At 44.3% G+C, this 26,251-nt stretch carries 22 protein-coding genes; 15 read left to right on the forward strand and 7 right to left on the reverse strand.

Features of this window, described 5'->3' with window-relative positions; genetic code table 11:
• Positions 1-18: 18 nt before the first annotated feature.
• The 3 genes from ACFS5N_RS03115 to ACFS5N_RS03125 are packed head-to-tail and all read right to left on the reverse strand — an operon-like array spanning position 19 to position 3,904.
• Positions 19-747 carry an MIP/aquaporin family protein gene (locus ACFS5N_RS03115; protein ID WP_377182127.1) on the reverse strand — a complete coding sequence of 243 codons (729 nt, stop codon included), beginning with the start codon at positions 745-747 and terminating at the stop codon, positions 19-21.
• A gap of 29 nt (positions 748-776) precedes the next feature.
• Positions 777-2,267 carry a glycerol kinase GlpK gene (gene glpK / locus ACFS5N_RS03120; protein WP_377182129.1) on the reverse strand — a complete coding sequence of 497 codons (1,491 nt, stop codon included), beginning with the start codon at positions 2,265-2,267 and terminating at the stop codon, positions 777-779.
• A gap of 47 nt (positions 2,268-2,314) precedes the next feature.
• A complete protein-coding gene (locus ACFS5N_RS03125; protein WP_377182131.1) occupies positions 2,315-3,904 on the reverse strand; it encodes a glycerol-3-phosphate dehydrogenase/oxidase in 1,590 nt (529 codons plus the stop codon).
• Between the two features lie 168 nt (positions 3,905-4,072).
• On the opposite strand from ACFS5N_RS03125, the gene ACFS5N_RS03130 reads away from it, so the two are divergent.
• Both ACFS5N_RS03130 and ACFS5N_RS03135 read left to right on the forward strand, forming a co-directional pair.
• On the forward strand, positions 4,073-4,837 hold the full coding sequence (locus ACFS5N_RS03130) for a DeoR/GlpR family DNA-binding transcription regulator (protein ID WP_377182133.1): 765 nt from the start codon (positions 4,073-4,075) through the stop codon (positions 4,835-4,837).
• Positions 4,838-4,893: 56 nt separating this feature from the next.
• On the forward strand, positions 4,894-7,191 hold the full coding sequence (locus ACFS5N_RS03135) for a GH92 family glycosyl hydrolase (RefSeq protein ID WP_377182135.1): 2,298 nt from the start codon (positions 4,894-4,896) through the stop codon (positions 7,189-7,191).
• 148 nt (positions 7,192-7,339) lie between these two features.
• On the opposite strand, the gene ACFS5N_RS03140 is transcribed toward ACFS5N_RS03135, so the two are convergent.
• Entirely contained in the window at positions 7,340-10,051 is a 2,712-nt protein-coding gene (locus tag ACFS5N_RS03140) for a family 78 glycoside hydrolase catalytic domain (protein WP_377182137.1), read from the reverse strand.
• A 148-nt stretch (positions 10,052-10,199) separates the two neighbouring features.
• Between ACFS5N_RS03140 and ACFS5N_RS03145 the strand changes: the two genes are divergently transcribed.
• From ACFS5N_RS03145 to ACFS5N_RS03170, 6 genes are all read left to right on the forward strand, one after another.
• Complete coding sequence (locus ACFS5N_RS03145; RefSeq protein ID WP_377182139.1) at positions 10,200-11,111, forward strand: VOC family protein; 912 nt, start codon at positions 10,200-10,202, stop codon at positions 11,109-11,111.
• Between the two features lie 119 nt (positions 11,112-11,230).
• Positions 11,231-12,523 (forward strand): sensor histidine kinase, encoded by a 1,293-nt coding sequence (locus ACFS5N_RS03150; protein ID WP_377182141.1) that lies wholly within the window; start codon positions 11,231-11,233, stop codon positions 12,521-12,523.
• A 293-nt stretch (positions 12,524-12,816) separates the two neighbouring features.
• The gene (locus ACFS5N_RS03155; RefSeq protein WP_377182143.1) at positions 12,817-13,563 is read left to right on the forward strand and encodes a sulfite exporter TauE/SafE family protein; all 747 of its coding nucleotides are present in this window, start codon (positions 12,817-12,819) and stop codon (positions 13,561-13,563) included.
• A 202-nt stretch (positions 13,564-13,765) separates the two neighbouring features.
• The gene (locus ACFS5N_RS03160) at positions 13,766-14,242 is read left to right on the forward strand and encodes a hypothetical protein (RefSeq protein ID WP_377182145.1); all 477 of its coding nucleotides are present in this window, start codon (positions 13,766-13,768) and stop codon (positions 14,240-14,242) included.
• A gap of 4 nt (positions 14,243-14,246) precedes the next feature.
• Positions 14,247-14,900: a hypothetical protein gene (locus tag ACFS5N_RS03165; RefSeq protein ID WP_377182147.1), complete on the forward strand. Its 654-nt coding sequence runs from the start codon at positions 14,247-14,249 to the stop codon at positions 14,898-14,900.
• Positions 14,881-16,524: a response regulator gene (locus ACFS5N_RS03170; RefSeq protein ID WP_377182149.1), complete on the forward strand. Its 1,644-nt coding sequence runs from the start codon at positions 14,881-14,883 to the stop codon at positions 16,522-16,524. Before ACFS5N_RS03165 ends, ACFS5N_RS03170 begins: the two co-directional genes overlap by 20 nt.
• Before the next feature lie 79 nt (positions 16,525-16,603).
• Here ACFS5N_RS03170 and ACFS5N_RS03175 read toward each other — a convergent pair whose 3' ends face one another.
• Positions 16,604-17,290: an SGNH/GDSL hydrolase family protein gene (locus tag ACFS5N_RS03175; protein WP_377182151.1), complete on the reverse strand. Its 687-nt coding sequence runs from the start codon at positions 17,288-17,290 to the stop codon at positions 16,604-16,606.
• 144 nt (positions 17,291-17,434) lie between these two features.
• Here ACFS5N_RS03175 and ACFS5N_RS03180 point away from each other — a divergent pair, with 144 nt between their 5' ends.
• Complete coding sequence (locus tag ACFS5N_RS03180) at positions 17,435-18,211, forward strand: HipA family kinase (RefSeq protein ID WP_377182153.1); 777 nt, start codon at positions 17,435-17,437, stop codon at positions 18,209-18,211.
• On the forward strand, positions 18,189-18,572 hold the full coding sequence (locus tag ACFS5N_RS03185; RefSeq protein WP_377182155.1) for a DUF3037 domain-containing protein: 384 nt from the start codon (positions 18,189-18,191) through the stop codon (positions 18,570-18,572). The genes ACFS5N_RS03180 and ACFS5N_RS03185 overlap by 23 nt, the downstream gene beginning before the upstream one ends.
• Before the next feature lie 120 nt (positions 18,573-18,692).
• Here ACFS5N_RS03185 and ACFS5N_RS03190 read toward each other — a convergent pair whose 3' ends face one another.
• On the reverse strand, positions 18,693-19,304 hold the full coding sequence (locus ACFS5N_RS03190; protein WP_377182157.1) for a YhcH/YjgK/YiaL family protein: 612 nt from the start codon (positions 19,302-19,304) through the stop codon (positions 18,693-18,695).
• A 202-nt stretch (positions 19,305-19,506) separates the two neighbouring features.
• On the opposite strand from ACFS5N_RS03190, the gene kduI reads away from it, so the two are divergent.
• The 5 genes from kduI (at position 19,507) to ACFS5N_RS03215 (ending at position 24,512) form a co-directional block, all read left to right on the forward strand.
• On the forward strand, positions 19,507-20,337 hold the full coding sequence (kduI, locus tag ACFS5N_RS03195; RefSeq protein WP_377182159.1) for a 5-dehydro-4-deoxy-D-glucuronate isomerase: 831 nt from the start codon (positions 19,507-19,509) through the stop codon (positions 20,335-20,337).
• 9 nt (positions 20,338-20,346) lie between these two features.
• Positions 20,347-21,165, forward strand: coding sequence for an SDR family oxidoreductase (locus ACFS5N_RS03200; RefSeq protein WP_377182161.1), 819 nt, complete (start codon positions 20,347-20,349; stop codon positions 21,163-21,165).
• A gap of 64 nt (positions 21,166-21,229) precedes the next feature.
• Positions 21,230-22,555, forward strand: coding sequence for an MFS transporter (locus ACFS5N_RS03205; RefSeq protein ID WP_377182163.1), 1,326 nt, complete (start codon positions 21,230-21,232; stop codon positions 22,553-22,555).
• Between the two features lie 3 nt (positions 22,556-22,558).
• Positions 22,559-23,338 (forward strand): hypothetical protein, encoded by a 780-nt coding sequence (locus ACFS5N_RS03210; RefSeq protein ID WP_377182165.1) that lies wholly within the window; start codon positions 22,559-22,561, stop codon positions 23,336-23,338.
• A 28-nt stretch (positions 23,339-23,366) separates the two neighbouring features.
• Positions 23,367-24,512, forward strand: a complete 1,146-nt coding sequence (locus ACFS5N_RS03215) for an aldose epimerase family protein (protein ID WP_377182168.1) — start codon at positions 23,367-23,369, stop codon at positions 24,510-24,512.
• A 296-nt stretch (positions 24,513-24,808) separates the two neighbouring features.
• Here ACFS5N_RS03215 and ACFS5N_RS03220 read toward each other — a convergent pair whose 3' ends face one another.
• Entirely contained in the window at positions 24,809-26,203 is a 1,395-nt protein-coding gene (locus ACFS5N_RS03220; RefSeq protein ID WP_377182170.1) for an arginine decarboxylase, read from the reverse strand.
• Between the last annotated feature and the right edge of the window lie 48 nt (positions 26,204-26,251).

Raw genomic sequence — 26,251 nt, forward strand, 5'->3', positions numbered from 1 at the left:
TGTTGGCCGGGTTTTAATCTACTTCAAAGCCAGATACAACCCTGCCGCTACCGCCGACCCTATGATAGGACCCACAACCGGTACCCAGGCGTAACGCCAGCCGCTGCTGCCTTTTTCGGGAATTGGCAAAATTGCATGCATAATACGCGGACCTAAATCGCGGGCGGGATTAATAGCATACCCTGTAGTTCCACCTAAAGAAAGACCTATGGCCCAAACCAATAACGATACCGGCAGTGCACCTAACGAGCCAAGCCCTATAGGGGTTTTGTCAGGCCCCATATCGGCTTTGGTGAAATAGAATATCACAAACAGCAATACAAAGGTGCCTATAACCTCACTAATAATATTAGATAGCGGATTTGTAATAGCCGGCGATGTGCAAAACACTGCCGCTTTGGTACCCTGATCTTTCGTGGTAAAAAAGTGGTCGCGGTACATCAGGAACACTAAAAATGCACCGAGCATGGCTCCAATAAACTGTGCTGCGATATACATAGGTACCTTGGCCCAGGCAAACTGTCCCGCAATAGCCAGGGCAATGGTAACAGCGGGGTTTAAATGCGCACCGCTGTATGGCCCGGCTATAACAACACCGGCAAATACGCCCAGGGCCCAGCCCGTTGTGATTACCATCCAGCCGCTGTTGTGGCCCTTGGTACCAGTTAAAACTACGTTTGCAACTACGCCGTTACCTAACAAAATAAGGAACATGGTGCCGATCAATTCGGCGGTAAATTCTGACATCTCTTAATTGATTTGGTTAATGTTTGAGTTTATAATTCGGTCCATACTTTTACGGCCGATACGGCTTTGTTCCAGCCTTTCACCATATCGTCGGTTTTCAGCGCAGTGTCGGGGTTAAAAGTCCGGTTAATTTGCCACTGTTTTTGTATCTCATCGACATTGCTCCAATAGCCCGTAGCAAGGCCCGCCAGGTAGGCTGCGCCAATGGCGGTTACCTCGGTAACTTCAGGTCGCACCACCGGGGTTTTTAAAATGTCCGCCTGAAACTGCATTAACAGGTTATTGGCCGTTGCGCCGCCGTCAACGCGTAACTGCTGTATCTGCGCGCCAGAATCGGCCTCCATAGCTTTTAATACCTCGAGGGTTTGGTAAGCAATGCTTTCTAAAGCTGCCCGTGCAATATGCGAATTGTTTGTACCGCGGGTTATCCCGAAAATAGTACCGCGGGCGTGCTGGTTCCAATGCGGTGCGCCCAGGCCGGCAAATGCCGGTACCAGGTATACGCCGCCGGCATCGCTTACTTTTTTTGCAAGTTCTTCAACCTCGGCAGATGTATGGATGATTTTCAGCTCATCGCGCAGCCATTGTACCACCGCGCCGGCAATGAATATACTGCCCTCAAGCGCGTACTGCACTTTGTCGCCGATTTTCCAGGCGATGGTAGTAATGAGATTGTTTTTAGAGATAATTGGTTTGTCGCCGATATTCATCAGCATAAAACAGCCGGTGCCGTAGGTGTTTTTAACCATACCTGTTTGGGTACACATTTGGCCAAACAGGGCCGCCTGCTGGTCGCCGGCTATGCCGGCGATAGGTATTTTAGCTGCCAGTACATTACCCGCTGTTTCTCCATAAACTTCGCTGCTTGATCTTGCCTCAGGCAACATGCTTTGTGGTATATTAAACATAGCCAATAATTCAGTATCCCACTGTAAAGTATTGATGTTATACAACATGGTACGTGATGCATTGCTTACGTCAGTTACATGTACTTTACCGGCGGTCATGTTCCAGATCAGCCATGAATCAATGGTGCCAAATTTCAGTTCGCCGGCTTCGGCTTTTGCGCGTGCACCTGGTACATTATCCAGTATCCACTGCACTTTGGTTGCAGAGAAATAAGCATCTAAAACCAGTCCCGTTTTTTCCTGGATGATCTTGTCGGCGCCTTTAGCGCGCAGCGCGTCGCATACCGACGCAGTACGCCGATCCTGCCAAACGATAGCATTGTATATTGGTTCGCCGGTGGCTTTGTCCCAAACAACCGTAGTTTCGCGCTGATTGGTTATACCTATGGCTGCTATGTCGGTAGATTTTAAATTGGCTTTAATCACTACCTCGGCAGCTACAGAGGCTTGGGTCGACCAAATTTCACGCGCGTCATGCTCAACCCACCCGGGTTGCGGGTAAATTTGCGTAAACTCTTTTTGCGCAACGGCTACAATGCTGCCAGCCTTATTGAAAATAATAGCCCGCGAGCTGGTAGTGCCCTGGTCTAACGACAAGATGTACTTCTCCATTATTAAAATAGGTTTGGTATAATTGGTTTATTTACAAATATATTTGTTCAACTAATTGGTTTGGTTAAATATTTACCGGCCAATAAGTTGAAATTTTTAACCTGAGCCTCTTCCCAGGCCCGGTCATAGTTCAGTTCGCCGGCCATTAACCTGGCTACTATTGGTGCCGCACTTATAGCGGCGTCTGCCTCTAAAAATAATAATCTTAGCCTTCTGGCCAGTACATCTTCAACAGTTCTGGCCATTTCATAGCTTACATGCCAAATTACTTCTGCTTGTAAATAGGTATAATTTTCAATCAATAAATCACCCAACCTGGGTTGTGCTTCAATCAACTTATTTATTAATAGCGCATCACTGCCATAAACAGCTAAGTTTTCTCCCCATTTGCCGTTTATATAACCGTGAATTTTAAGGTCGCGGGTAACACAAGGTTTAGCGGCTAAGTCGCCGGTTTTGATGGCTTGACCTACCGTATCCTCTGCCATTTTTCGATAGGTTGTCCATTTGCCCCCGGTAACGGTGATCAGTCCTGAATTATTAACAATAAGCTTATGACTTCTGGATATCTCCTTGGTAGCGCCAGTTCCTTTGTCAGGCGCGGCCAATGGTCGCAGACCAGCAAATACCGATAACACATCGGCGCGGGTAGGGGCTTTAATGAGGTATTGTCCTGCGGTTTTAAGGATAAAGTCTATCTCTTCATCCAAAGCAACCGGTTCAATGCTATGGCTATCCAATTGGGTATCGGTAGTGCCAACCAAAACATGGTCATGCCATGGCACAGCGAACAACACACGGCCATCAGAAGTTTTAGGAATCATAACGGCGTTGTCACCATGCAGAAAAGATTTAGCTAAAACCACATGCACGCCCTGGCTCGATTTAACCAGCGGTTTTTGCGCGGCGCTGTCCATCTGCAATATCTTGTCTACAAAAACACCTGTCGCATTTATAACAACTTTAGCGTTCAGGTTATAGGTTCTACCGGTTTCTTTATCGCGTGCAATTACGCCGCTTATTTTATTATCCCGGTTTTTGAGCAAGCCGGTAACTTTTATGTAATTTAACAGTACACCGCCTTGTTGTGCCGATGTTTGGGCGAGGTTTATAGCCAGTCGGGCATCATCAAACTGGCCATCCCAGTATTTAATACCGCCTTTTAATCCTTTGGCTTCAATTTCGTTAATGGCGCCGATAACTTCATCGCGCGAAAGTGAAACCGATTTACCAAAGCTGTATTTGCCCGCCAGCCAGTCGTACATTTTCAGGCCCAGCAAATATTTTAACTTGTCAAACCAACTATAACAGGGTATAATAAAAGATTGCTTTTTTACCAGGTGGGGCGCATTCTGCAATAATAATCCGCGCTCGCGCAAGGCTTCATAAACCAAACCTATATTGCCCTGTGCCAGGTAACGTACGCCGCCATGCACCAGTTTGGTACTACGGCTCGAGGTGCCTTTTGCAAAATCTTCCTGCTCAAGCAACAAGGTTTTGTAGCCTCTTGAAGCTGCATCAACCGCTGTGCCCAGGCCTGTCGCACCACCTCCGATAATGATAATGTCCCATAGATTTGTTCTATCCAGTTCCAGTAAATGTTCTTCCCTTTTAAAACTAATTATATTTCCTATCATTTCGGTTATATGGCGCAAATGTTTCGTTTTGTTTTAAAATGAAACATTTAACAATTATATGAAATAAATCGAAACTTAAAATTATTTGTGCCCATTTAATTATTAACACTTTACTTATTCACTAATACGCCGAAATCCTGTTAAATTGCGTTACATTTGACTGCGTAAATGAGTACTTTAACCGAAAGACATCAGCATATTTTAGACCAGATACAGCAGCACGGAAGTGTTACCGTACTGGATCTGTGTACCCAATTGGAGGTTTCATCCGTAACTATCCGAAAGGATTTGAAACTTTTGGAGGATAAAAACTGTCTTTTCCGCACGCACGGGGGCGCTACTCAAAACAATCCCTACGCGACCGACCGGCCGGTAAATGAAAAGGAAAAGCTTCAATCGGCAGAGAAAGCAAAAATAGGGGCGGCGGCAGCCAGCTTGATTCAGCCTGATGATTCTATACTGATCGCATCGGGAACCACTGTACTCGCTCTAGCCAGAAACATTCAGCCCGTTGGCAATTTAACGGTGATAACCTCGGCGCTAAATGTTGCGCTTGAACTTATCCATCATCAAAATATTGAGGTGCTTCAGTTGGGCGGTATATTACGAAAAAGCTCGTCATCGGTTATGGGGCCCTACGCCGAAAGCATACTGGCCGACTTTTTTTGCAGCAAATTTTTCTTAGGGGTTGATGGTATTGACCTTGAATTTGGCCTTACCACCACCAGCGCCATGGAGGCCCACCTTAACCGGCAAATGATGTCAATATCGCAAAAAACTATCGTAATTGCCGATTCGACCAAGTTTGGTAAACGCGGCTTCGGTAAAATATGCGGCATAGATGAGGTAGACGAGATTATAACCGATAAAAACCTGCCTGAGCATATTGCCGAAAAGTTGGAATCAATGGGGGTTAAAATTACTTTGGTGTAACGCATAACTTAACCGGGGCTACTATAACCATGCTGAATATTTTTTAATATTGTAGCATGAAAAAAATCCTTTTCGTTGCTGCTGCCTTAATCTCAGGGCAATCGCTATTTGCACAAACTAATAAAGCCACCAACGTTAGTCAATTCGTAAACCCCTTCATTGGGACGGGCGCGGTGGATAAGAACAGCCTTTCGGGTAGTAATTTCCCGGGGCCTACTACACCATTTGCTTTCGTACAGCTAAGTCCTGATACCCGCGACGCTCCGGACGATCCGGCATCAGGTTATGATTATAATGACAAAACTATTGTTGGCTTTAGCCATACGCACCTAAGCGGTACCGGCGTTGCCGATTTGTTCGATGTGTTGATGATACCCACCACGGGTAAAATAAAACTTGATCCAGGTAAGGCTGAAGTTAAAGGCAGCGGTTACCGCTCAGCTTTTTCGCATCAGCAGGAGTCTGCAAAGCCCGGCTACTACCAGGTGATGCTGCAGGATTACGGCATCAATGCTGAGCTCACTTCAACCTCGCACGTGGGCTTACATCGTTATACCTTCCCCAAAAGCGATAGCGCACATATCGTCATCGACTTAAACCATTCATTGGATAAGAAAAGAAATTACTGGGAGTGCCGTATCATAGGTGCCGAAATTAGAGTGGTAAATAATACCACCATTGAGGGTTACCGTATTTTGACCGGCTGGGCCAGATTGCGCAAAGTTTACTTCCATGCCGAGTTTTCAAAGCCGTTTACCAGCACGGTATTAGCTAATGGCGGCCGCATGGTTCAGGGTATTCCGGTTATTAACGGTACTGCTGTAAGAGCTGCGTTGAACTTTAAAACCAGCGATAAAGAGCAGGTAATGGTAAAAGTAGCCCTGTCGCCGGTGAGTGTAGAGAATGCCCGTCAAAACATGCAGGCTGAAGTAGCCGGCTGGGATTTTGACAAAGTGAGCCAGCAAAGCGCTACGCAGTGGGAAACTGAATTGTCAAAAATCCGGATCGACGGTACACTGCAGCAAAAACAAATATTTTATACCGGCTTATACCATGCTTTCACACAGCCAAATAACGTAGCCGACGTAAACGGCGATTACCAGGCCACTAATTTTACCATCGGCAATGCGCCTGATAAAGCGCATTATTCTACTTTTTCTTTGTGGGATACCTATCGCGCGGCGCATCCGCTGTATACTTTAATTCAGCCGGAGAAAGATGCTGCCTTCATTAACAGCATGATCAGACAATATAATACCTACGGTTACCTGCCGATATGGCAATTATGGGGCGATGAGAATTATTGTATGATAGGTAACCACTCCATCCCGGTAATTGTAGATGCAGTTTTAAAAGGCTTGCCGGGCGTTGATGCTGAGAAAGCTTATGAGGCTATTAAAGGATCGTCAACTACTGATCACCCTGGTTCGGCATTTACCGCCTGGGAGAAATACGGTTATATTCCGGAGGACGTAGAATCACAATCGGTTTCTATTACTGTCGAAATGGCTTATGACGATTGGTGCGTAGCGCAACTGGCTAAGAAACTGGGCAAGACTGCCGATTATGAGCATTTTATGAAACGCTCTGCATTTTATCGTAACCTTTACAATCCTAAAACCGGCTTTTTCCAGGCCAGAAATAAAGATGGAAACTGGTTAACGCCATTTAACCCGCTTGATTACGGCGGCAACGGAGGTAGCCCCTATACCGAAGCTAATGCGTGGCAATATTCATGGTACGTGCCTCAAAACGTACCTGATTTGATCAGCCTGATGGGCGGTAATCAAAAATTCACCGCAAAATTGGATACCTTCTTTACTTTAGCCAATAAACCCGGCGACGTTAATGGTAACGCTTCGGGCTTTATAGGTCAGTACGCGCATGGTAATGAGCCTAGCCACCATATTGCTTACTTATATGACTATGCCGGACAGCCCTGGAAAACACAGTTTTACGTAGCTAAGGTTTTAAATGAATTGTATAACAATTCATCATCCGGTTACCAGGGTAATGAAGATTGCGGGCAGATGGCGTCATGGTATATCTTTAGCTCAATGGGCTTTTACCCGGTAAACCCGGCTAACGGTGTTTACGCTATCGGTTCACCAATTTTAAAAGATGCGGTAATGCAGTTGAGCAACGGTAAATCATTCTATGTAACTGTTAAAAACAGCTCGCCTGCTAACTGCTATATCCAGTCGGTTAAACTGAACGGGGTGGCTTACAATAAAGCTTATATCACCCAACAGGATATCATGAACGGCGGCAAACTGGATTTTGTAATGGGCTCAAAACCCAACAAAAACTGGGGCGTAAAAGCTGATGCTATTCCGCCGCTTTGGGGGTATTAACAGATATAGAAAATTAATTACCGATTGTCATCCTGAGCAAAGCGAAGGATCTTATACGTTTTGCTAATCGCTTAAATAAGATCCTTCGCTTTGCTCAGGATGACATTTTTGTTTTAGACTATTCCTGCAGCTATCAATCAGCAAGTTTTTATAAAACCTGAAACCGATAAATACCCGACTTGAATTGAGCTACGTATTGTCCGTTAATCTTTGTTGTTGCAATGCTTTTGCCCTTATCGTCTTTAATTACATTTTCACCATCAGGCAAAACAAAACTTGCTGAAGTATTCGCCGGTATTTCGATTAATACATCCAAGTCGCCATTGGTTGCCTTTTTCCATTCGGACCTGATCTTGCCAAACAGGCTATTGTATGATGCTTTGCAATAGCTCACATCGCCTACGGGTTTTGGCGCTATGGTAAAATGCTGCATCCCGGCAGCCTCGGGCTTTATACCACCCAAAGCAGAGTAGAACCACTGCACAACGCTGCCAAACATAGGATGGGTGTGCGATCCGCCGCCGTCCCATTGCTCCCAAAGCGTGCTGTTTTTGCTGTCCAGCAGGTAACCAAAACCTGGGCTATCCTTCTGGTTCATTATTTTAAAAGCAATGTCGTCGCGGTTATTAGCCGACAGTACTTTAAGCAATAAGGGAGTGCCTAAAATACCGGTGTCAAAATGGTAGTTGAGCTTAGCCAGATGATCAAGCAATGAGTTAAATACCGCTTCGCGATCGTTATCCGGCACTAAATCAAAAGCCAGCGCCAGCACATCTGCGCCTTGACGGCCTTCCCAATAGGTATTTTTATCGGCGTGGTAGTAAGCTTGGTTAAAGTCGGTTTTTATTTGCTGCGCGAGGGTTTCAAATTGTTTTCGATCGGCTGTTTTACCTAAACGTGCGGCTACTTTGGCCATGGTGGTGGTTACGTTATAAAAGTAAGCCGTATTTACCAGCGGCTCGGGCAGCTGGATCCGATCAGGCGTGCACCAGTCGCCCAGGCACCAGCCTTTGGGTTCTTCGTGCGTAATAAGGCCCCGATCATCGGTGCGGGTTTGCAGGTAGCTTACCCATTGCTTCATACCGGTATAATGTTGCGCCAGTATACCTGCGTCGCCATAATAAGTATAATATAACCAAGGCATAATTACATAGGCCGATCCCCACGCCGGGCCGCCGCCGCCGCCCGCAAATGGTGCCGTATGGGTAACAAAGCCGGTTTTATGATTTCTCGCATCGCCCATATCATCAAACCATTTTCGGTAAAACTGCGGCAGCTCAAATGATAACAAAGCGCTTTCCATGGCTACCTGCCCGTCGCCCGTATAGCCCAGACGCTCGCGATGCGGGCAATCACTGCTCAGGCTGCCATGCAGGTTGGCTCGCAGTGTCCTTAAATAAGCCTCGTTTATTTTATTAAATAAAGGGTTAGAGCATTCAAAAGTGCCATTGTGGTCAACATCGGTGTGTACATCTTTAACAACAACACTCCCGGCATCAAGCTGTACATCTTTGCTGATTATTTCCATCCGCCTGAAGGCATGCCAGGTAAATTTTGGTTCCCAGCTTTCTGTACTACCGCCTTTTAAAATATAGGTATCAAACTGGCCGTAATCGTTCCCTTCCTCACTGATGTACCTGATTTTAACCCGGCTGCCAGCAGCACCTTTAACCTTAATAGCTGCCCAACCTGCTACCGTTTCGTTGATATGGTATTGATAAACAGAGTCATTGATCCTGCCATCGAAATTAGGCTTTAAGATACGCAGCACTTTATCAAATGGCGCCGTTTGCGGGTGCAGGCCGCCCGTTGGCGGTCTTACAGTTATGGCTGGCTGCCAGGCTGCATCGTTATAGCCGCGTTGGTTCCAGTTGGCAAGGTTAAGCCACGCATCATAGGTCTCGCCGCTAAAAATGCCGTCGTGCAATAACGGGCCGGTTGTTGTTTTCCAACTCTTGTCAGAAGTGATGATTTGTTTACTGCCGTCAGTGTAAGCTATTTCTAATTGAAATATCAGCTTAGGCGTGTCGTACCACATCGTACCTTCCACGGTACGGTCGCGTTGGTTATACCAGCCGTTGCCCAATACAATACCTATTGCGTTTTTGTTTGGTGCGATGTTTTGCGTTACGTCAAAAGTATTGTACAAAACCCGTTGCGTAGATTGGTCATCGTACGGGTAAAGCAACTTTTTCAGTGGGCGCACATCGTAATTGGTAATAGCAGGGGCCAATACCTGGGTGCCTATTTTTTTGCCATTAATGTACAGTTCATAGAAACCCAGCCCGCTTACATAGGCAGTGGCCTTTAGTATTTTCTTTTGGCTGACGAATTCCTTTCGGAAGTAGGGCGCGGGGTAGGTTACTGCTTTGTTTGCAGCCTGATCGACCGTTTCACCGATCCATCTGGCTTTCCAGTCTGTCGCAGCTAACAGGCCCATTTGCCAGGAGCCTGTTGCGCTCCAGGCCGAGGGCTGATTCTTTTCATCCCATATCATCACTTTCCAATATACTCTTTGCCGGGATGCTAATGCTTCTCCTTTATAAACAACCTGGGTGGAGTTTGCTGAAGCAACCCTGCCGCTGTTCCAGTAGTCGCCTTTGTTTTGCGCTAGTAAAGCCCGGCTGCTAGCCACCAAAACGTGGTATGCTGTCTGACTTTTAGCCAGTTGCGACGATGTTAGCTGCCAGCTTAATACAGGATACCGTTCGTCTATGGCTATCGGATTGCTCAGATACGCACACTTTAAATTTTGTATTTTGACATCGGTTGTAAAAGCTTTGGCATCGGTTTTAACGGTACCGGTGATCATTAAAAATAAGCATACGCCTATTATGCCGCTGTTTTTTAAAAACATCATTATTGTGGCTTAAATAATTGGATATACAATGATACCTGCTGGCCTGAGCTTTTGCAACCCCAGGTGTCCGATGCTTCCGCTAATTTATTTTAATCGAACAATAAACCTCTGAAACCGTTATTTTTACAATAACCAATCAATTTGCCTTATGTTAGCCATCAGACCGCATATCTGGTTCGACCAGCACCTGGCCCGCGAAGCCGCTGAATTTTACACTTCATTACTGCCTGATTCGGTAATAACCGGATCAAATAAATTTGATATGGGATCAGGCTATTGCGACGTGGTTGAGTTTACCGTCGCCGGGCAGCCGTTTATGGGCATTAGCTCAGGCCCGGGAGGAATGAAGCCAACGCCGGCTATTTCGTTCATGATCAACTTTGATCCGTCGCGCGACGCAGACGCCGCCAAACGTATAGATAAGGCATGGGAAAAACTTACCGATGGCGGAATGATCATGATGCCTTTGGACCGCTACCCATTTAGCGAACGTTATGGCTGGGTCAGCGATAAATATGGCGTATCATGGCAATTAATTTTGACAAACCCGGCAGGCGAGGAGCGCCCGGTTATTGTACCATCCATGATGTTTACCCGTGAGGTGGCAGGCAGGGCAGAAGAAGCTATAGACTTTTATACTTCAGTTTTCAAGGATGGCAAGCGGGGCAATACCGCACGATACCCGGCAGGCATGGAACCTGATAAAGAAGGTACCATAATGTTTGCTGATTTTTATGCAAACAAAACCTGGATAGCCGCTATGGATAGCGCGCACCCGCATCAGTTTGGTTTTAACGATGCAGTATCATTGCTGATACCTTGCGAAACACAGGAAGAGATAGACTATTACTGGTATGCACTTACTGCTGATGGCGGCACACCCGGACAATGTGGCTGGCTAAAAGATAAATTCGGTGTGTCATGGCAGGTGGCCACTGTTTTAATGACGGATGTGTTAAAAGACGGCAGCCGTGAACAGATTAACCGCACATTAGCGGCCTTTATGCCGATGACAAAGATTGACTTGTCGGCACTTCAAAATGCCAGGGATGGGAAATAACCACCGTTATAAAAAGATATAGGTATGGTTTGAGTAAATTTATCGTCATTATCAGTGGTATGTAAGGTTTTACGTAGGATAAATGCGAATTCATAGGTAGCTTTGTGAAACGGTTAATCATGCCCGACTTCCCCGAATTATTTCAACGCATCAGTGGCGCGCCGCGCGACTTCCCATTAACCGTGCGGATATTTCATTCAGTGCTGGCCATTTGCATGGCCGCGCTTATTTACAACATCCCGCTTAATATCGTTGTTGGTTTGCCAAGTATTGCTTTAGCAAGCGTAATTAGCTTCCTGCTGGCCTTTACATTGTATTATTTATCCAGGTATCGTCATAAAACAACAATAGCACGCCTGGTTTTCTGCATCACCGGTACAGGATTATTTGTGATTAATTATTTTCTGAATTCAGGTATTGATGGCCCTACCGGTTACTTCTTTGTACTAATTATGGTAGTTGTGGTAGCAGTGTCCCCGGTTAGCGAGTATTGGTATTGGATAATAAGTAATATTATTTTATTGATAGGCCTGCATATTATTCAATATGTTCACCCCGAATGGGTGCCATACACCTATCCGGCTAAAGGCGAGCGTTATATAGATATCTTATCCGCCTACATCACGGTTGTGCTGGTTGTGTTAGCCTGCTTTTACATTATCAGAAAAAACTATGAATCTGAACGAATAGAGGCCGGGCAAAACGCGGCGAAGCTTATTCAACTGGACGCTGAAAAAAACAAGCTTTTTTCCATCATATCGCACGATCTGCGCAGCCCTTTGGCTCATATTCAAAATTACCTGGAAATGCTCACTGAGTATGAACTCAGCGATCAGGAACGTAAAGATATCAAAAGCCAGTTGCTGCTTTCTACACGTGGTACCCTGGACATGGTAAATAACGTGTTGTATTGGTCGAAAAGCCAACTTGACGGAAGAGAGCAGTTAAGCGAAACGCTGAATGTAGCTGCTTTACTCAAGCAACAAGTTGAGCTTTTTCGCAACATTGCGGCCGGTAAACAAATCGATTTGGAAAGTATCCTGATGCCCGAAGCTACCATTTGGGGTAATGCTGACATTGTACGGCTCATTGTGCGCAATCTGTTAAATAACGCAATTAAGTTTACTGCCGCTGGCGGCAGGATACGTATAAGTGCAACCTCAAGTAAAGGTATCTGTTTATTGATTGTAAAAGACAGCGGTAACGGCTCGCCTGTAAAATTAAATGAAGAAATTTTCCAGTTTAATACTTCAACGGCAACAGGTACAGCTAACGAAACGGGCGTGGGTTTAGGCTTGGCGCTTTGTCATGAGTATACCACGCAGTTGGGCGGGCGTATTTGGTTTACAGCTGACCCCATAAGCGGTGTAACCTTCTTTGTAGAATTACCGGCCGCCGGGCCTCAATTTTAAAAGCAAATAGCTATAACCCCACACTACTTTGACTATAGTGGTTATTATCCAATAAATTCTATTTGGAGTAGTTAACAAAGCTGGCTTATATCTACACATTGTTGGTTTTCGTCGATTCATTTTTGTATTCCGTCTACACTTTTAAAAAAATGCGCACCAATTGTGTAGGTTAGCACCATCAAGTCAAGATATTGACTCTGTGATAAGGTTTAGGTTTGCCTCCGTTACGTGTAGCGGGGGCTTTTTTGTAATTAATGCCAAAGCAATCATCGGCATAAAAACTATATTTAGCCATGATTTTAACCGCCAATGTAGCCGGGATAATGGCGATAGTTTTTTCGGCTACAGTATTTCGTTCTGCCTTTGGTTTTGGTGAATCGCTGATTGCGGTACCCTTATTAGCCCTGCTAATGCCTCTGAATATTGCGGTTCCGTTATCAGTTTTAATTTCTGTTACTATAGCTGCGTTTGTGGTTGTGCAGGATCATAAAAAAATCCATTTTAAAAGCGCTGCAAACCTTATCATTTATGCCTTTATTGGCATTCCCATTGGTTTGTGGTTGTTAACGCATGTTCCTGAACTTGGGGTAAAATTGGGTCTGGGTGTGTTGATTGTTTCTTTTGCAATCTATTTACTAAGTGGAACGAAACTTACCGAGCTTACCCATGATAACCGCTGGTGGCTTTTTAGCTGCGGACTTTTATCAGGCATACTTGGCGGGGCTTACGGCATTAACGGGCCGCCGCTGGTTATCTATGGTGCTAAAAGACGCTGGAGCGCCCAGCATTTCCGTGCTACTTTACAGGCTTATTTTCTGGTAGCTAGTGCGGTAGGTGTTTTGGGTTACTGGGTAAATGGGCTGTTAAGCCAATTGCTTTTTAATTATTATCTGTGGTCGTTGCCCGCCGTGGTACCTGCCGTTATTGTTGGCCGCATAGTAAACTCGCGACTGCATAGCGATAAATTTTTTAAATATAGTTACATAATCCTGGTGCTGCTGGGTGCACTACTTATAGTAAGCGCTTTAACTACTGGTTAATTTGGCTTATCTGAAAAAAAAATAAGGCCACGGTGAGCTTATATAATGATGAAGTTTTGGGCCGGAACAGATTCTGGAGCAATCAGTAAAACAGGTTCAAAAATCTATCTTTTTGACAATTAATCAGTAAGCAGATAATTCTTATTTGTTGTGTCTTTTACAGATAATAAGCCTATTTTTATGATGAACAAAATCAATCACAATGGCTAACCCACTAATTAATTCAACCAAGGTTATTATACCGGTTGACGAAGCAATCGAAAAAACAACCAACTGGCGCAATTTCATGGCAAAAAATTTTCCGGATGCCGACGCCAAGCTTTTACCAAAGGCCGTGTATATATCCAGATCTGACATACAGGATATGGCTAAATATTGCGAAGCAGACGATACAATTTTAGGTGTACGCGCTTATTTTACACTGGATAGCGAGTATGAAGAAAATGTACTTAATCAGGTTAAGTTTATAATGGTATTGGTTAGAGATACCCCGGGCTACCCTTGCGGAGAAGACTTGATGTATATACCTTCAGGTGCGGGGATGGAGGCATTATCTCCAGATAATGGCAATCTGGACGATTCAAACGTTTATGATTTTACCCGGCCGTGCCCGGACACCTGCGATGCCCGGAGCCCGTTATTTAGCGATGCAGGCGCCGAGCGTTTTAGTAAATCTTAATTGAATGTTAAAAACGTTTTCACTGCTGTATGAGAGCTATGTGGTACCAGGTGCTACATTACTTCCAATCATAGCAGGGCTGATTTATTATAAACGACTAAGCAAGGCGATACATGCACTTATTGTGTACCTGGGCATCGCCTTGCTTATTAATATAGTCGGCATCGTTATGGCCAACCATAACATCAATAACATGCCGCTGCTGCATATTTATACGTTATTTGAGTTGTTGGCGGTAATGTGGTATTACAAGCGGGCATTCAATACCCAGGCAGCAGCCACGCGCATTACTGTTTTAATGGTGGTCTATTCTGTTTTATGCGTACTGAACTTTACTTTTTTTCAAAGTATTTACCAGTTTAATACGTATACGCGCCCGCTGGAGGCCATAATTGTTGTAGTTACAGGTTGTATCTATCTGTCTGTATTAGGTAATGCCGATAGTAAAGATTCAGTTAATAACGCCGGACGCTGGATAACTGGCGGTTTTCTGCTATACTTTTGCAGTTCATTTTTTCAGTTTGTCTTTTCAAACGTGATAAGTCATCATGCCAGTAAATCGGTTAAATTTATTATCTGGAATTTGCATGATACATTTGTACTCATCATGTACATATTTTTCTTCGTAGCGATAAGATATGAAGCAAGTAAGCGATAATATAGATGCATTGGTAATTATGGCAATGATGTGTTCATTTACCATCGTTGTGTGTTTTATTATTGTTATTTACCGTAAACAGCTTGATGTTTTTAAGCATAAAAAAGCCAACCAGGCCAAAAGCGTATTTTTGGCGACCATGAGCCATGAAATACGCACACCGATGAACGGTATATTGGGAATGGCTGCTTTATTGAAAGAAACCCAATTGGATGCCGAGCAGCAAGAATACACGCACGCCATAGTTCATAGCGGCGAAGCGTTGTTGAACGTTATTAACGACATTCTTGATTTTTCAAAAATTGAATCGGGCAAAATGGAGCTGGATCTGTATGCATTTGATTTGGCCAATTGTGTAGAGGAGGTTTTAGAGATGTTTGCTGGTAAGGCAGCGCATTCCAACATAGAGCTAATTTGCCGCTTTGACCCGGATTTGCCCAAACAGGTAACCGGCGATGGCATGCGTCTGCGACAGGTGTTGGTGAACCTGGTAGGTAATGCATTAAAGTTTACCCAAAAGGGAGAGGTGTTTGTAAATGTGCAATTACTGGGCGTGACCGATGACGAACAACTGGAAATTGGCTTTGAGGTGCGTGATACCGGTATAGGCATAGCTGCCAATAAATTAAGCGGCTTGTTCGATGCGTTTTCGCAAGCGGATAAATCTACCACCCGTAATTACGGCGGCACGGGCCTGGGCCTTACCATAAGCCAGCGATTGGTAGGTATGATGGATGGCAAAATCACCGTATCCAGCGAAGTAGGCCGGGGCACTAACTTTAGTTTCAACATACGTGTTAAACCTGCGCCACAACAAAACAGCATAGAGGAGCCGGCCGTAAATGCTATAAAGGGCAAAAGGTTATTAATTGTTGATGATAATCCAAACCAATTACAAACCCTGCAGCATCAATTGTTAAATCAGGGCGCCAAACCGGTAACTGCTACCTCAGGAGTTGACGCGCTGCAACTGGTAACTAACGGGCAGTTTGACGTAGTTATTACCGACTTTAAAATGCCGGGAATGAATGGTGTTCAATTAGCTGCGGCTATCAAAGAACTTCGTCAGCAATTGCCGGTAGTTTTGTTGAACACTATTGGCAATGATGTAAAAAAACATAGTCAGTTGTTGGCGGCTGTAGTGGTTAAGCCGGTTAAACAAGCGCAGCTAACCAATGCCTTAAACTTTGCTTTAACGCAAAAACAATCTACAATAAAAAAAGGATCAGGTATTCTAAATAAAGGGTTTGCCGAAAGCCGGCCGCTTAATATTTTGGTGGCCGAGGACAACCCGGTTAATCAATTGCTTATCCTGAAAGTATTGGATAAGTTAGGGTATCACCCGGCATTAGCTACCACCGGCAAAGAAGCGCTGAGTATGGCGGCCGGTCAAAAGTTTGATGTTATACTCATGGATATTGAAATGCCTGAAATGGATGGCGTAACCGTAACCCGGCATATTCGCGCCGACCATAGCCATCAGCCCATTATCATAGCTATGACCGCCAGCGCCCTCACCGAAAGCCGCGATGAATGCCTGGCCGCCGGTATGGATCATTACATCACTAAGCCGATTAATCTGGATACTTTTGTTAGTATTCTGAAAGAAGCTAAGGTGTCATAAACAGCTAAACATTGCTCCAATAAAAAAGCGTATAATCTGTGAGATCACACGCTTTTTTGCTATCCGTTTTAATTCCGGTTTATTTTTGTTTTAAAGCCTGTTCTACCGCTTTTTTAGCCAGAGGTTCCATTATTTTATAACCGGCTAAAGTAGGGTGTATACCGTCTTTTGCCAAATCTGGCGGTAAACCGCGGTTAGCATCCGCCATAACGCTGAAATAATCCAGGTACACAAAGTTATTTTTGGCAGCATAGTCTTTTAGCAGCCCATTCAGCTCTTTTACTTTGTCTTTTGGGTCGATGTTTGGTCTCCACGGAAAAGCTGCTGCAGGTAATACAGAAGAAATTACCACCTTTATTTTATTTGCGCGTGCCAGTTCGGCCATTGATACGATATTGCCAAATATCTCACTCATTTTTTCAGGGCCATTGTTCTCGGCAATATCATTGATGCCGGCTAAAATAACCACAGCGGCCGGTTTCAGGTTAATCACATCCTCACGAAATCTAACCAGCATCTGGCCCGTAGTTTGGCCACTTATACCCCGGTCAATATAGTTATTGTTTTTAAAAAAGGTTGAGTCATTGCCCACCCAGAAGTCGGTGATCGAATCGCCCATGTAAACAACACGTTTTTCGCCTTTTGCCGGGGCAGGCAGCGCAGCGTTGGCTTGCTCATAACGGCGAATGCCCGGCCAGTCTTTGTTCTGTGCCATGGCCGATACCGACATTAACAGCAGTGCAGGTATAATTAGTTTGGTTTTCATGCAGGCAATTTAAATAATAATTTTTGAGATATGCAAAGCCCTGCTGACCATTGCTTTGCCCTTTTGTGTAACCTTTTCGATGCAGATGGTTCGCAATAGTTTCGGTCAATTAAGTATAAATGAGTAGTTTTAATGCCAGAACACATGGAACTAAGAACCGTAAATGTTACCCGATACGTTACACCGCTGCGCGAAGGGGGCTCGTTACCTGCCATAGCCGAAGCGGATGACGACTTTTTATATGTCTTGAAATTTCGCGGGGCGGGGCAGGGCGTAAAGGCCCTGGTTGCCGAGCTGATTGGCGGCGAACTTGCGCGTGCATTAGGCTTAAAAGTGCCCGAGCTGGTATTTGCCAACCTCGACGAGGCCTTTGGCCGTACTGAACCTGATGAAGAAATTCAGGATCTGTTAAAGGCCAGCGTAGGTTTGAATTTGGCGCTTCATTACCTGTCGGGAGCCATCACGTTTGACCCGGCTGTTACTAAGATAGACAGTAAACTGGCTTCGCAGATTGTATGGCTTGATTGTTTGCTCACCAATGTCGACCGCACTCCACGCAATACCAATATGCTGATGTGGCATAATGAGTTATGGCTGATTGACCATGGCGCGGCCCTGTATTTTCATCACTCATGGGATAACTGGAAGGAGCAGGCTGTACGCCCTTTTGTGCAGGTTAAAGATCATGTATTGATAGGCGCCGCAACTGAGTTGGACGCTGCCGACGCCGAGTTTAAAGCCATTATTACCGAAAAACTGCTGAAAGATATCACTGCATTGATACCTGACGAGTGGTTAGGCGAAGACGCGCAATCGGCTGCCGAACGCCGCGAGGTATATGTTCAATTTTTATTGCTGCGTGCAGCATCGTCTGAAAACTTTTTAAATGAAGCAAAAAATGCCAGGGAAACACGTTTTTGAGTACGCCGTCGTTCGCGTGGTGCCCAGGGTTGAGCGCGAAGAGTTTATGAACGTAGGTGTGGTATTGTATTGCAAGAAACTCAAATATTTGCAAGCCATTATTACTGTAAATGAACCGCGCATAAGCTGTTTTACCAGTCATGACGAGGCTCAGAATATTAAAGCCAACCTAAAAGCTTTTGAACTGATTTGCCAGGGAAGCCCTGACGGTGGTCCGATTGCTCAGTTAGATGAGGCCTCACGTTTTCGCTGGTTAACGGCTACGCGCAGCACCGTAGTGCAGGCTTCAAAAGTGCATCCCGGTTTAACTGATGACCCGCAAAAAACTTTGGAAAGATTGCATGAGCAATTGGTGCTGTGATTAATCAATAAGGGCCGTCATGCTGAGGCTCTCGAAGCATGAGCGCAAAGGCCACGCTTTGCATTTCCCACCGCTCACCCTTCGAGAGCCTCAGGGTGACATCCTTTTTATTTGTCAAGTTTACCTCGCCACCCTTACCTTAACCACCAATTTCTTTACTTTATCATACCCATCGACATGAATACCCGGGCGGTGTGAGTTTTGCGGGAACATAATATAAAGCGTGCCGGGTTCTTCGGTATAATAATCGCCTTTTACGCTGTTTACATCGTAGTTTTCAACGTCTTTCGCCGGATCATACGGATTAGTTACTTTAGCGTTAGCCGGGTTCATAATGCCTATTTTTTCTTTTCCTTTTATCACCAAATGCAGGTCGATGTAGTTACGATGCGCTTCCCACCCGGTTTTATCCAGATCTTTAGTCGGGCCGTCAGTTACCGTAGCAAAAACATTATCGCCATCAATTACATGTTTACCCGCGGATAGTGTGTCCAGATTAGTATGGGTAATAAATGCAAAAGCCTCATCCCAGTATTTTTTATTAGACTGATATTGCCTGGCAAATTCCGCATTGTCGAGCCCTGTATATAACTTAAATTTAAAGCCGTTTCGCCATTCGCCTTTGTTAACCCAGGCTTTGGCCTTGCTATCGCTCATCTGGGCCGAAGCGGTCGTCGCCATCAGGCAAACTACAGCCAAAAGGGCAATGTTCATCTTGCTGAATATCTTCATAACAATAAAATTGCTGCGCTTAAGGGGCGCCGTTTTAATTGGTTAGCTACTTCAATATTACAAGTAATTGCGTGAAATTTATTATTCACGGTAAAGAAATACACGTACCTGCATCGTTTGCGTAAAAATATACCGGCAGGTGGTTTTTTATTTAACGATAAATTGTAAAATTGCCATTCTTAACCAAAAATCTAAAATTACCTTGAGATCCATCCATGCTGTCCATCCTGAGGACTTCAAATCCTATCAGACTGATCAGATACGCGAGCGTTTTTTGCTAAACGATATCGTTCAGCCCGGTCGTATCAACTTTGTATATACGCATTATGACCGGATGATTGTCGGAGGGGCCAATCCGCTGGATAAAGAACTCGAACTGGGTAATTACAATAAATTAAAAGCCGACTACTTTTTGCAGCGCCGCGAAATGGGCATTATCAATGTAGCCGGCGATGGCCGGGTTACAGTTGACGGCAAAGTCTATCAGGTTAATAAGCTTGATTGCCTGTATATTGGCAAAGGCGCGCAAAATGTGCAATTTGCAAGTGTCGACAGCCAAAAACCCGCTGTTTTTTACATCTTGTCAAGTCCGGCGCATGCTAGTCATCCCACCACAAAAATGAGCCATGCCGAAGCCGTTAAAGTAAATGCCGGGGATTCATCAACAGCTAATAAAAGAACTATCAATAAATACATTCATGCCGAAGGCATTCAAAGCTGCCAGTTGGTAATGGGTTTAACTATTTTGGCTGAAGGTAGTGTATGGAACACCATGCCTGCACATACGCATGACCGAAGGATGGAAGCTTATTTCTATTTCGATGTGCCTGATGACCAGCGCGTGTTTCATTACATGGGGCAGGATGACGAGACGCGTCATATCATCCTTAAAAACCATGATGCGGTGGTTTCTCCACCATGGAGCATCCATTCAGGCAGCGGCACAGCCAGCTATAGTTTTATTTGGGGTATGGCCGGCGAGAACCTGGATTATACCGATATGGACCTGCTTAATATTTCTGACTTAAAATAATATATAAACGTGGAAAATAACTTCTCATTAAAGGATAAAGTAATTGTGGTAACCGGTGGTACAGGCATTTTGGGCAAATCATTTGTAGAGGGTATAGCTGCCGCGGGCGGTACCGTAGGTATTCTGGGTCGTAATGAGCAGGTTGCCGAAGAACGTGCTGAAGCCATCAATGCAAACGGTGGTAAAGCCATTGCTTTGATTGCCGATGCCCTGGACGAAAACGCACTCATTGCGGCTAAGGATAAAGTATTGGCTGCTTACGGTAAAATTGACGGATTGGTTAACGCAGCCGGAGGCAACATGCCTGAGGGTGTTTTAATGCCCGATCAGGATATTTTTAAAATGAATATGGCCGGTATGCGTAAAGTATTGGAGCTTAACCTTTGGGGCACACTCATACCTACACAAATTTTTGGTGAGGCCATGGTTCAAACCGCCGGCAAAGGCAGCATCGTCAACATATCATCCATGAACTCCAAACGTGCAGTAACGCGTGTATTGGGTTACAATATGGGCAAAGCCGCTATGGACTGCTATAATCAATGGTTTGCGGTAGAGCTGGCCAACCGTTACGGCGACGCTATCCGCATGAACGCTTTGGCTCCAGGCTTTTTCCTGACCGATCAAAACAGAAATCTGCTAACCAAGCCTGAAGGCGGCTATACCGACAGGGGAGAACGCGTTATCCGCAATACACCGTTTAAACGTTTTGGCGACCCGGACGAGTTGATTGGCGCCTTGGTTTGGTTACTGAGCGATGCCTCGAAATTTGTAACCGGCTCTATGATTACCGTTGATGGCGGATTTTCGATTTTCAGCGGGGTATAGTGGCGTCGTAATAATATATATCCTATATTGTACCGGCCAAAGGCCAAACCTTTTATAACCAATTATGAGTGAAACCAAAACAGGCAACTACCGCTGGGTAATTTGCGGCTTGATCTTTTTCGCTACTACCATCAATTATTTGGACAGGGCCGTAATCAGCTTGTTAAAATCAAACCTTTCTGATGAGTTTAAATGGAGCGACGGCGACTATGCTAATATTGAGATAGCCTTTAAATTTGCCTATGCTATAGGGCTGGTGGGCGCGGGGCGGGTTATTGATAAAGCCGGCTCAAAAATTGGTTATTTTTTAGCTACGTTGTTCTGGAGCTTGTCTGCTATGGCTCATGCTTTTGTGTCAGGTACGTTGGGGTTTATCGGCGTTCGTTCGGCGTTGGGTTTAAGTGAAGGCGGAAACTTTCCGGCAGCTATTAAAGCCACAGCCGAATGGTTCCCTAAAAAGGAACGGGCTTTTGCTACAGGTATATTTAATTCAGGTACCAATATTGGGGCTATAGTTGCGCCTTTAACGGTGCCTTTTATAGCGGCGGCCTGGGGTTGGAAAGCAGCCTTTATAATTACCGGAGCCACCGGCTTTATCTGGCTTATATTTTGGTACCTGTTTTATCAAACACCTTCAAAACACAAGTTTATCAGTAAGGCCGAATTGGATTACATCAACAGCGATGATGAAAAGACTGAAGATATTCCGGTAGTTGAACAAAAAAGAATTTCATGGGGAAGGCTGTTAAAATATAAGCAAACATGGGCGTTTGTTATCGGTAAGTTTTTAACTGACCCGATATGGTGGTTCTACCTGTTCTGGTTGCCTGACTTTTTGGAGCGGCAGTATGGCCTCAAAGGTACAGCAATAGCATTGCCGGTTGCTGCTGTTTATACCATAGCGACATTTGGTAGTGTTTACGGGGGATGGCTGCCCATGAATTTGATAAAAAATAACTGGTCGGTTTTTAAAGCCCGTAAATACTCAATGCTCATATATGCTTTTTGTGTTATACCTATAGTATTTGTACAGATAGCAGGCGGCGTAAACATGTGGTTGGCCGTTATCATTATCGGTATTGCCGCGTCGGCCCACCAGGCCTGGAGCGCTAATATTTTCACTACCGTGTCAGATATGTTCCCTAAAAACTCTGTAGGCTCTGTTACAGGTATTGGTGGCATGGCCGGGGCTTTAGGAGGCGTATTATTTTCGTTCCTGGTTCAAAAGAAACTCTTTGCTTATTACGGACCTGCTGCAAACGGAGGGATAGGTAAAATTGAAATTGCCTATTACATCATGTTTTTTGTTTGTGGCAGTGCGTATCTGTTAGCCTGGGTTATCATGCATTTTCTGACCAGGAAGATGAAGCATGTCAATTTATCTGAATAAACTATGAAGAAGCCGGTTTTAATACTATTGAGTTTTTTCGCCCTGGTTCCGGCAACGTTTGCACAAACCGTAACACTCGATACGTATTTTAATCACGAAACTCACCGAACCAAAACAGGTACTGAACGCTTTCATTATTTATGGACTGACACCAATGACTCTGGCTTCAGCATTTGGGGGGATATTTTTAAAGATCGGGGTTTTTCGCTGGATACTTTGGGTAGCGCACCAACGGTGGCTAACTTGCAAAACTCATCAGTTTATATCATTGTCGACCCCGACACAAAAAAGGAAACAGCCAATCCAAATTATATACAGGAGCAGGATGCTGTTCAGGTAGCACAATGGGTTAAAACAGGTGGCGTTTTGGTTTTAATGGCTAATGACAGCGCTAATGTAGAGCTGGCGCATTTCAATATCCTCGCGGGCAAATTCGGGCTTCATTTTAATAACGATCTGAAAAACCACGTTATAGACGACAAACATTTTGCCGATGGGATTGCTTTACCCGTTGATAAGACTATTTTTTGGTCGCCGTTAAAGATATTTATGAAAGATGTTTGCAGCATCAGCGCTACAGGCCCCGCAATTGCTTTAATTAAATCGGCTGACGGAAAAGCTAACATCGCCATGGCCGCAAAGTATGGCGAGGGTATGGTGTTTGCCGTAGGCGATCCGTGGTTGTATAACGAGTATGTGGACGGCCGCTTACCTGACGAATATGCTAATGACGTAGCTGCAAAAGCATTGACAATTTGGGTAAAGAAACAAATAAAAAGATAATCAATTATTTACAACTAAACTTAAAAACATGAAATCAAAACTAATTGCGGGCCTGTTACCTGCCGTGCTTATTGTTGCGGCGTGTAATTCGTCATCAACAAAATCATCAGCCGATACTACCAGGCAAGACACCACAGCAAAAGCAGATACCTCAAAAAAAGCTACAGCTTTTTATATCATCCAAAATAAAAACAAAGTGAAAGCGGTGTTTACCAACTACGGCGGGCGTATTGTTAGTTTGTTTGTTCCGGATAAAGACGGAAAGCTGATTGACGTGGTTACCGGTTTTAAAACCGTTGATGAATATCGTAAATCAACCGAACCATATTTTGGTGCAACTATTGGCCGGTATGGAAACCGCATCGCTAAGGGTAAATTTATGCTGGATGGTAAACAGGTTAACCTAACCATAAATAATGGCCCTAACACGCTGCATGGTGGCAAAGCAGGCTTTCAGGATGTAGTATGGGATGCTAAACAGGTTGATGACCATACCATCCAGTTTACTTATCTGGCAAAAGATATGGAAGGTGGCTTTCCCGGTAACCTGAATGTGAAGGTTACCTACAGCCTGAACGACCAAAATGAGCTGCACATGGACTATGAGGCTACTACCGATAAAACTACGGTTTGTAACCTGACAAATCACGCCTTCTTTAACCTGAACGGAGAGGGTAGTGGTACCATTTTAAACCACCTTGTACAAATCTACGCCGATAAATACACCCCGGTTGATTCAACCTTGATACCGACAGGTAAACTGGAGCCGGTTGCAGGTACGCCTTTTGATTTCAACAAACCAACCACTATCGGCGCACGTATCAACGCTCAAAACGAGCAACTGAAAGATGGTAAGGGTTATGACCATAACTTTGTGCTTAAAGGTGCAGCTGCAGGCAAATTAACCCACGCAGCAACTGTAATTGGCGATAAGAGCGGTGTAGTTATGGATGTTTATACCCAGGAGCCGGGCTTGCAGTTTTACAGCGGCAATTTTATGCAAAGTAAAAATACCTTTAAGGGCGGCGCTAAAGACGATTTCAGGACAGCCTTTGCTATGGAAACACAGCATTTCCCTGATTCGCCAAACGAGCCGTCTTTCCCCACAACTACTTTAAAGCCAGGAGAAACTTATAAAACATCATCGTATTACAAATTTTCTGTCAAGAAGTAATCGGCAGCATATTAAAAAAAGCGCGCTCCCGGTGAAATGAGGAGCGCGCTTTTTTTAGGTATTTCATCAGAGGTGTTTCACTGGCAAAATCCAAATTCTGGTAAAATGTGATAAGTGGCTGTAGTGTAAGTAATTATGGGTTTTATCTAAATCTTTACTACTGTTTCAAAGTGTTTCACCTCGTTTTGTTAAATATCTGAATATTAGTAATTTAATATGTTTTGCTGTTTCAAAGTGTTTCATATTTTTAGTGAAACACTTTGAATAAAAAAGGCCGGTTTATCCGGCCTTTTTTATTAAGTATTGTATCCTAATATTTTGAGTACCTGCTTACTGTTTTGTTCCTCGCCAAATACCTCAAAGTTGAAAGTCTCATCGCGATTACGGCGAATGATTACATGCTTAGGCGAAGGCAGCAGGCAATGGTGTATACCGCCATAGCCGCTCAGTACCTCCTGGTAAGCACCTGTGTTAAAGAAACCCAGGTACTGCACCTTACGGGTTTTTGGCATAAACACACTGTTCATGTGCGCTTCCTGGTTGTAATAATCCTGCCCGTCGCAGGTGATGCCACCCAGGTTTACACGTTCATATTCCGAGTCCCAGTTATTGATAGGCAGCAAAATGTATTTTTGGTTTAACGCCCAAACGTCAGGCAAATTGGTAATAAATGAGCCGTCAAGCATTAACCAGCGCTCACGGTCATTTTGCTGTTTACGCCCTAACACTTTGTATAAAATGCCCGATGCCTCGGCTACGGTATACTTGCCAAACTCGGTAATAATATCAGGCTCAACAGTGTCGTTTTCTGCACAGATCTCTTTAATACGTTTTACAATCTCATTGATCATATACTCGTAATCAAAATCGAATACCAGCGAATCTTTAAATGGCATACCACCGCCGATATCGAGCGTATCCAGATGCGGGTTGATCTTTTTGAACTTGCAATATAAGGTTACGTATTTTTCTAATTCGTTCCAGTAATAAGGCGTGTCAGAAATACCCGAATTAATGAAGAAATGCAATAACTTAACCTGGAAGTTGGGGTTAGTCTCGATCTTATTATAATAAAAATCGATGATGTCTTCCATACGGATACCCAACCGCGAGGTATAAAATTGCGAATCGGGCTGTTCCTCAGCTGCAATACGGATACCCAGATTGCAAGGCGTGGATAGCTCAACTTCATCATCATACAGGTTAAACTCTTCTTTATTATCCAGTACCGGGACGATGTTTTTGAAACCGTCATGCAGCATATCGATGATATACTGCTTGTATTGGAAGGTTTTGAAGCCATTGCAAATCACGGTCATATCCTTTGTAATGACGCCCTTCTTTTCCAAAGCATCAATCATCGGCATATCAAATGCTGACGACGTTTCCAGGTGGATGTCGTTCTTTAAGGCTTCTTCAACAATATGCTTAAAGTGCGAACTTTTGGTGCAATAACAATATTTATAAGTACCACGATAATTATTCTTAATAATAGCCTGTTGAAACAGCAATTTGGCTTGCTGTATTTTCTTGGTAATAATAGGCAGATAGGTAAAACGCAAGGGGGTGCCATACGTTTCTATCATCTCCATTAAATTAAGATCATGAAAATATAATTCGTCATCAATAGTCTCGAAGCCCTCCTGCGGAAAGCCAACGCTCAAGTCAAGAAATTCCTGGTAACTCTGCATTTATAAAAATTTTTGGCAAAAATGTAATTTTTAAATGGATTATTTTAT

The sequence above is a fragment of the Mucilaginibacter ximonensis genome (genome assembly GCF_042686265.1).
GTDB lineage: Bacteria > Bacteroidota > Bacteroidia > Sphingobacteriales > Sphingobacteriaceae > Mucilaginibacter > Mucilaginibacter ximonensis.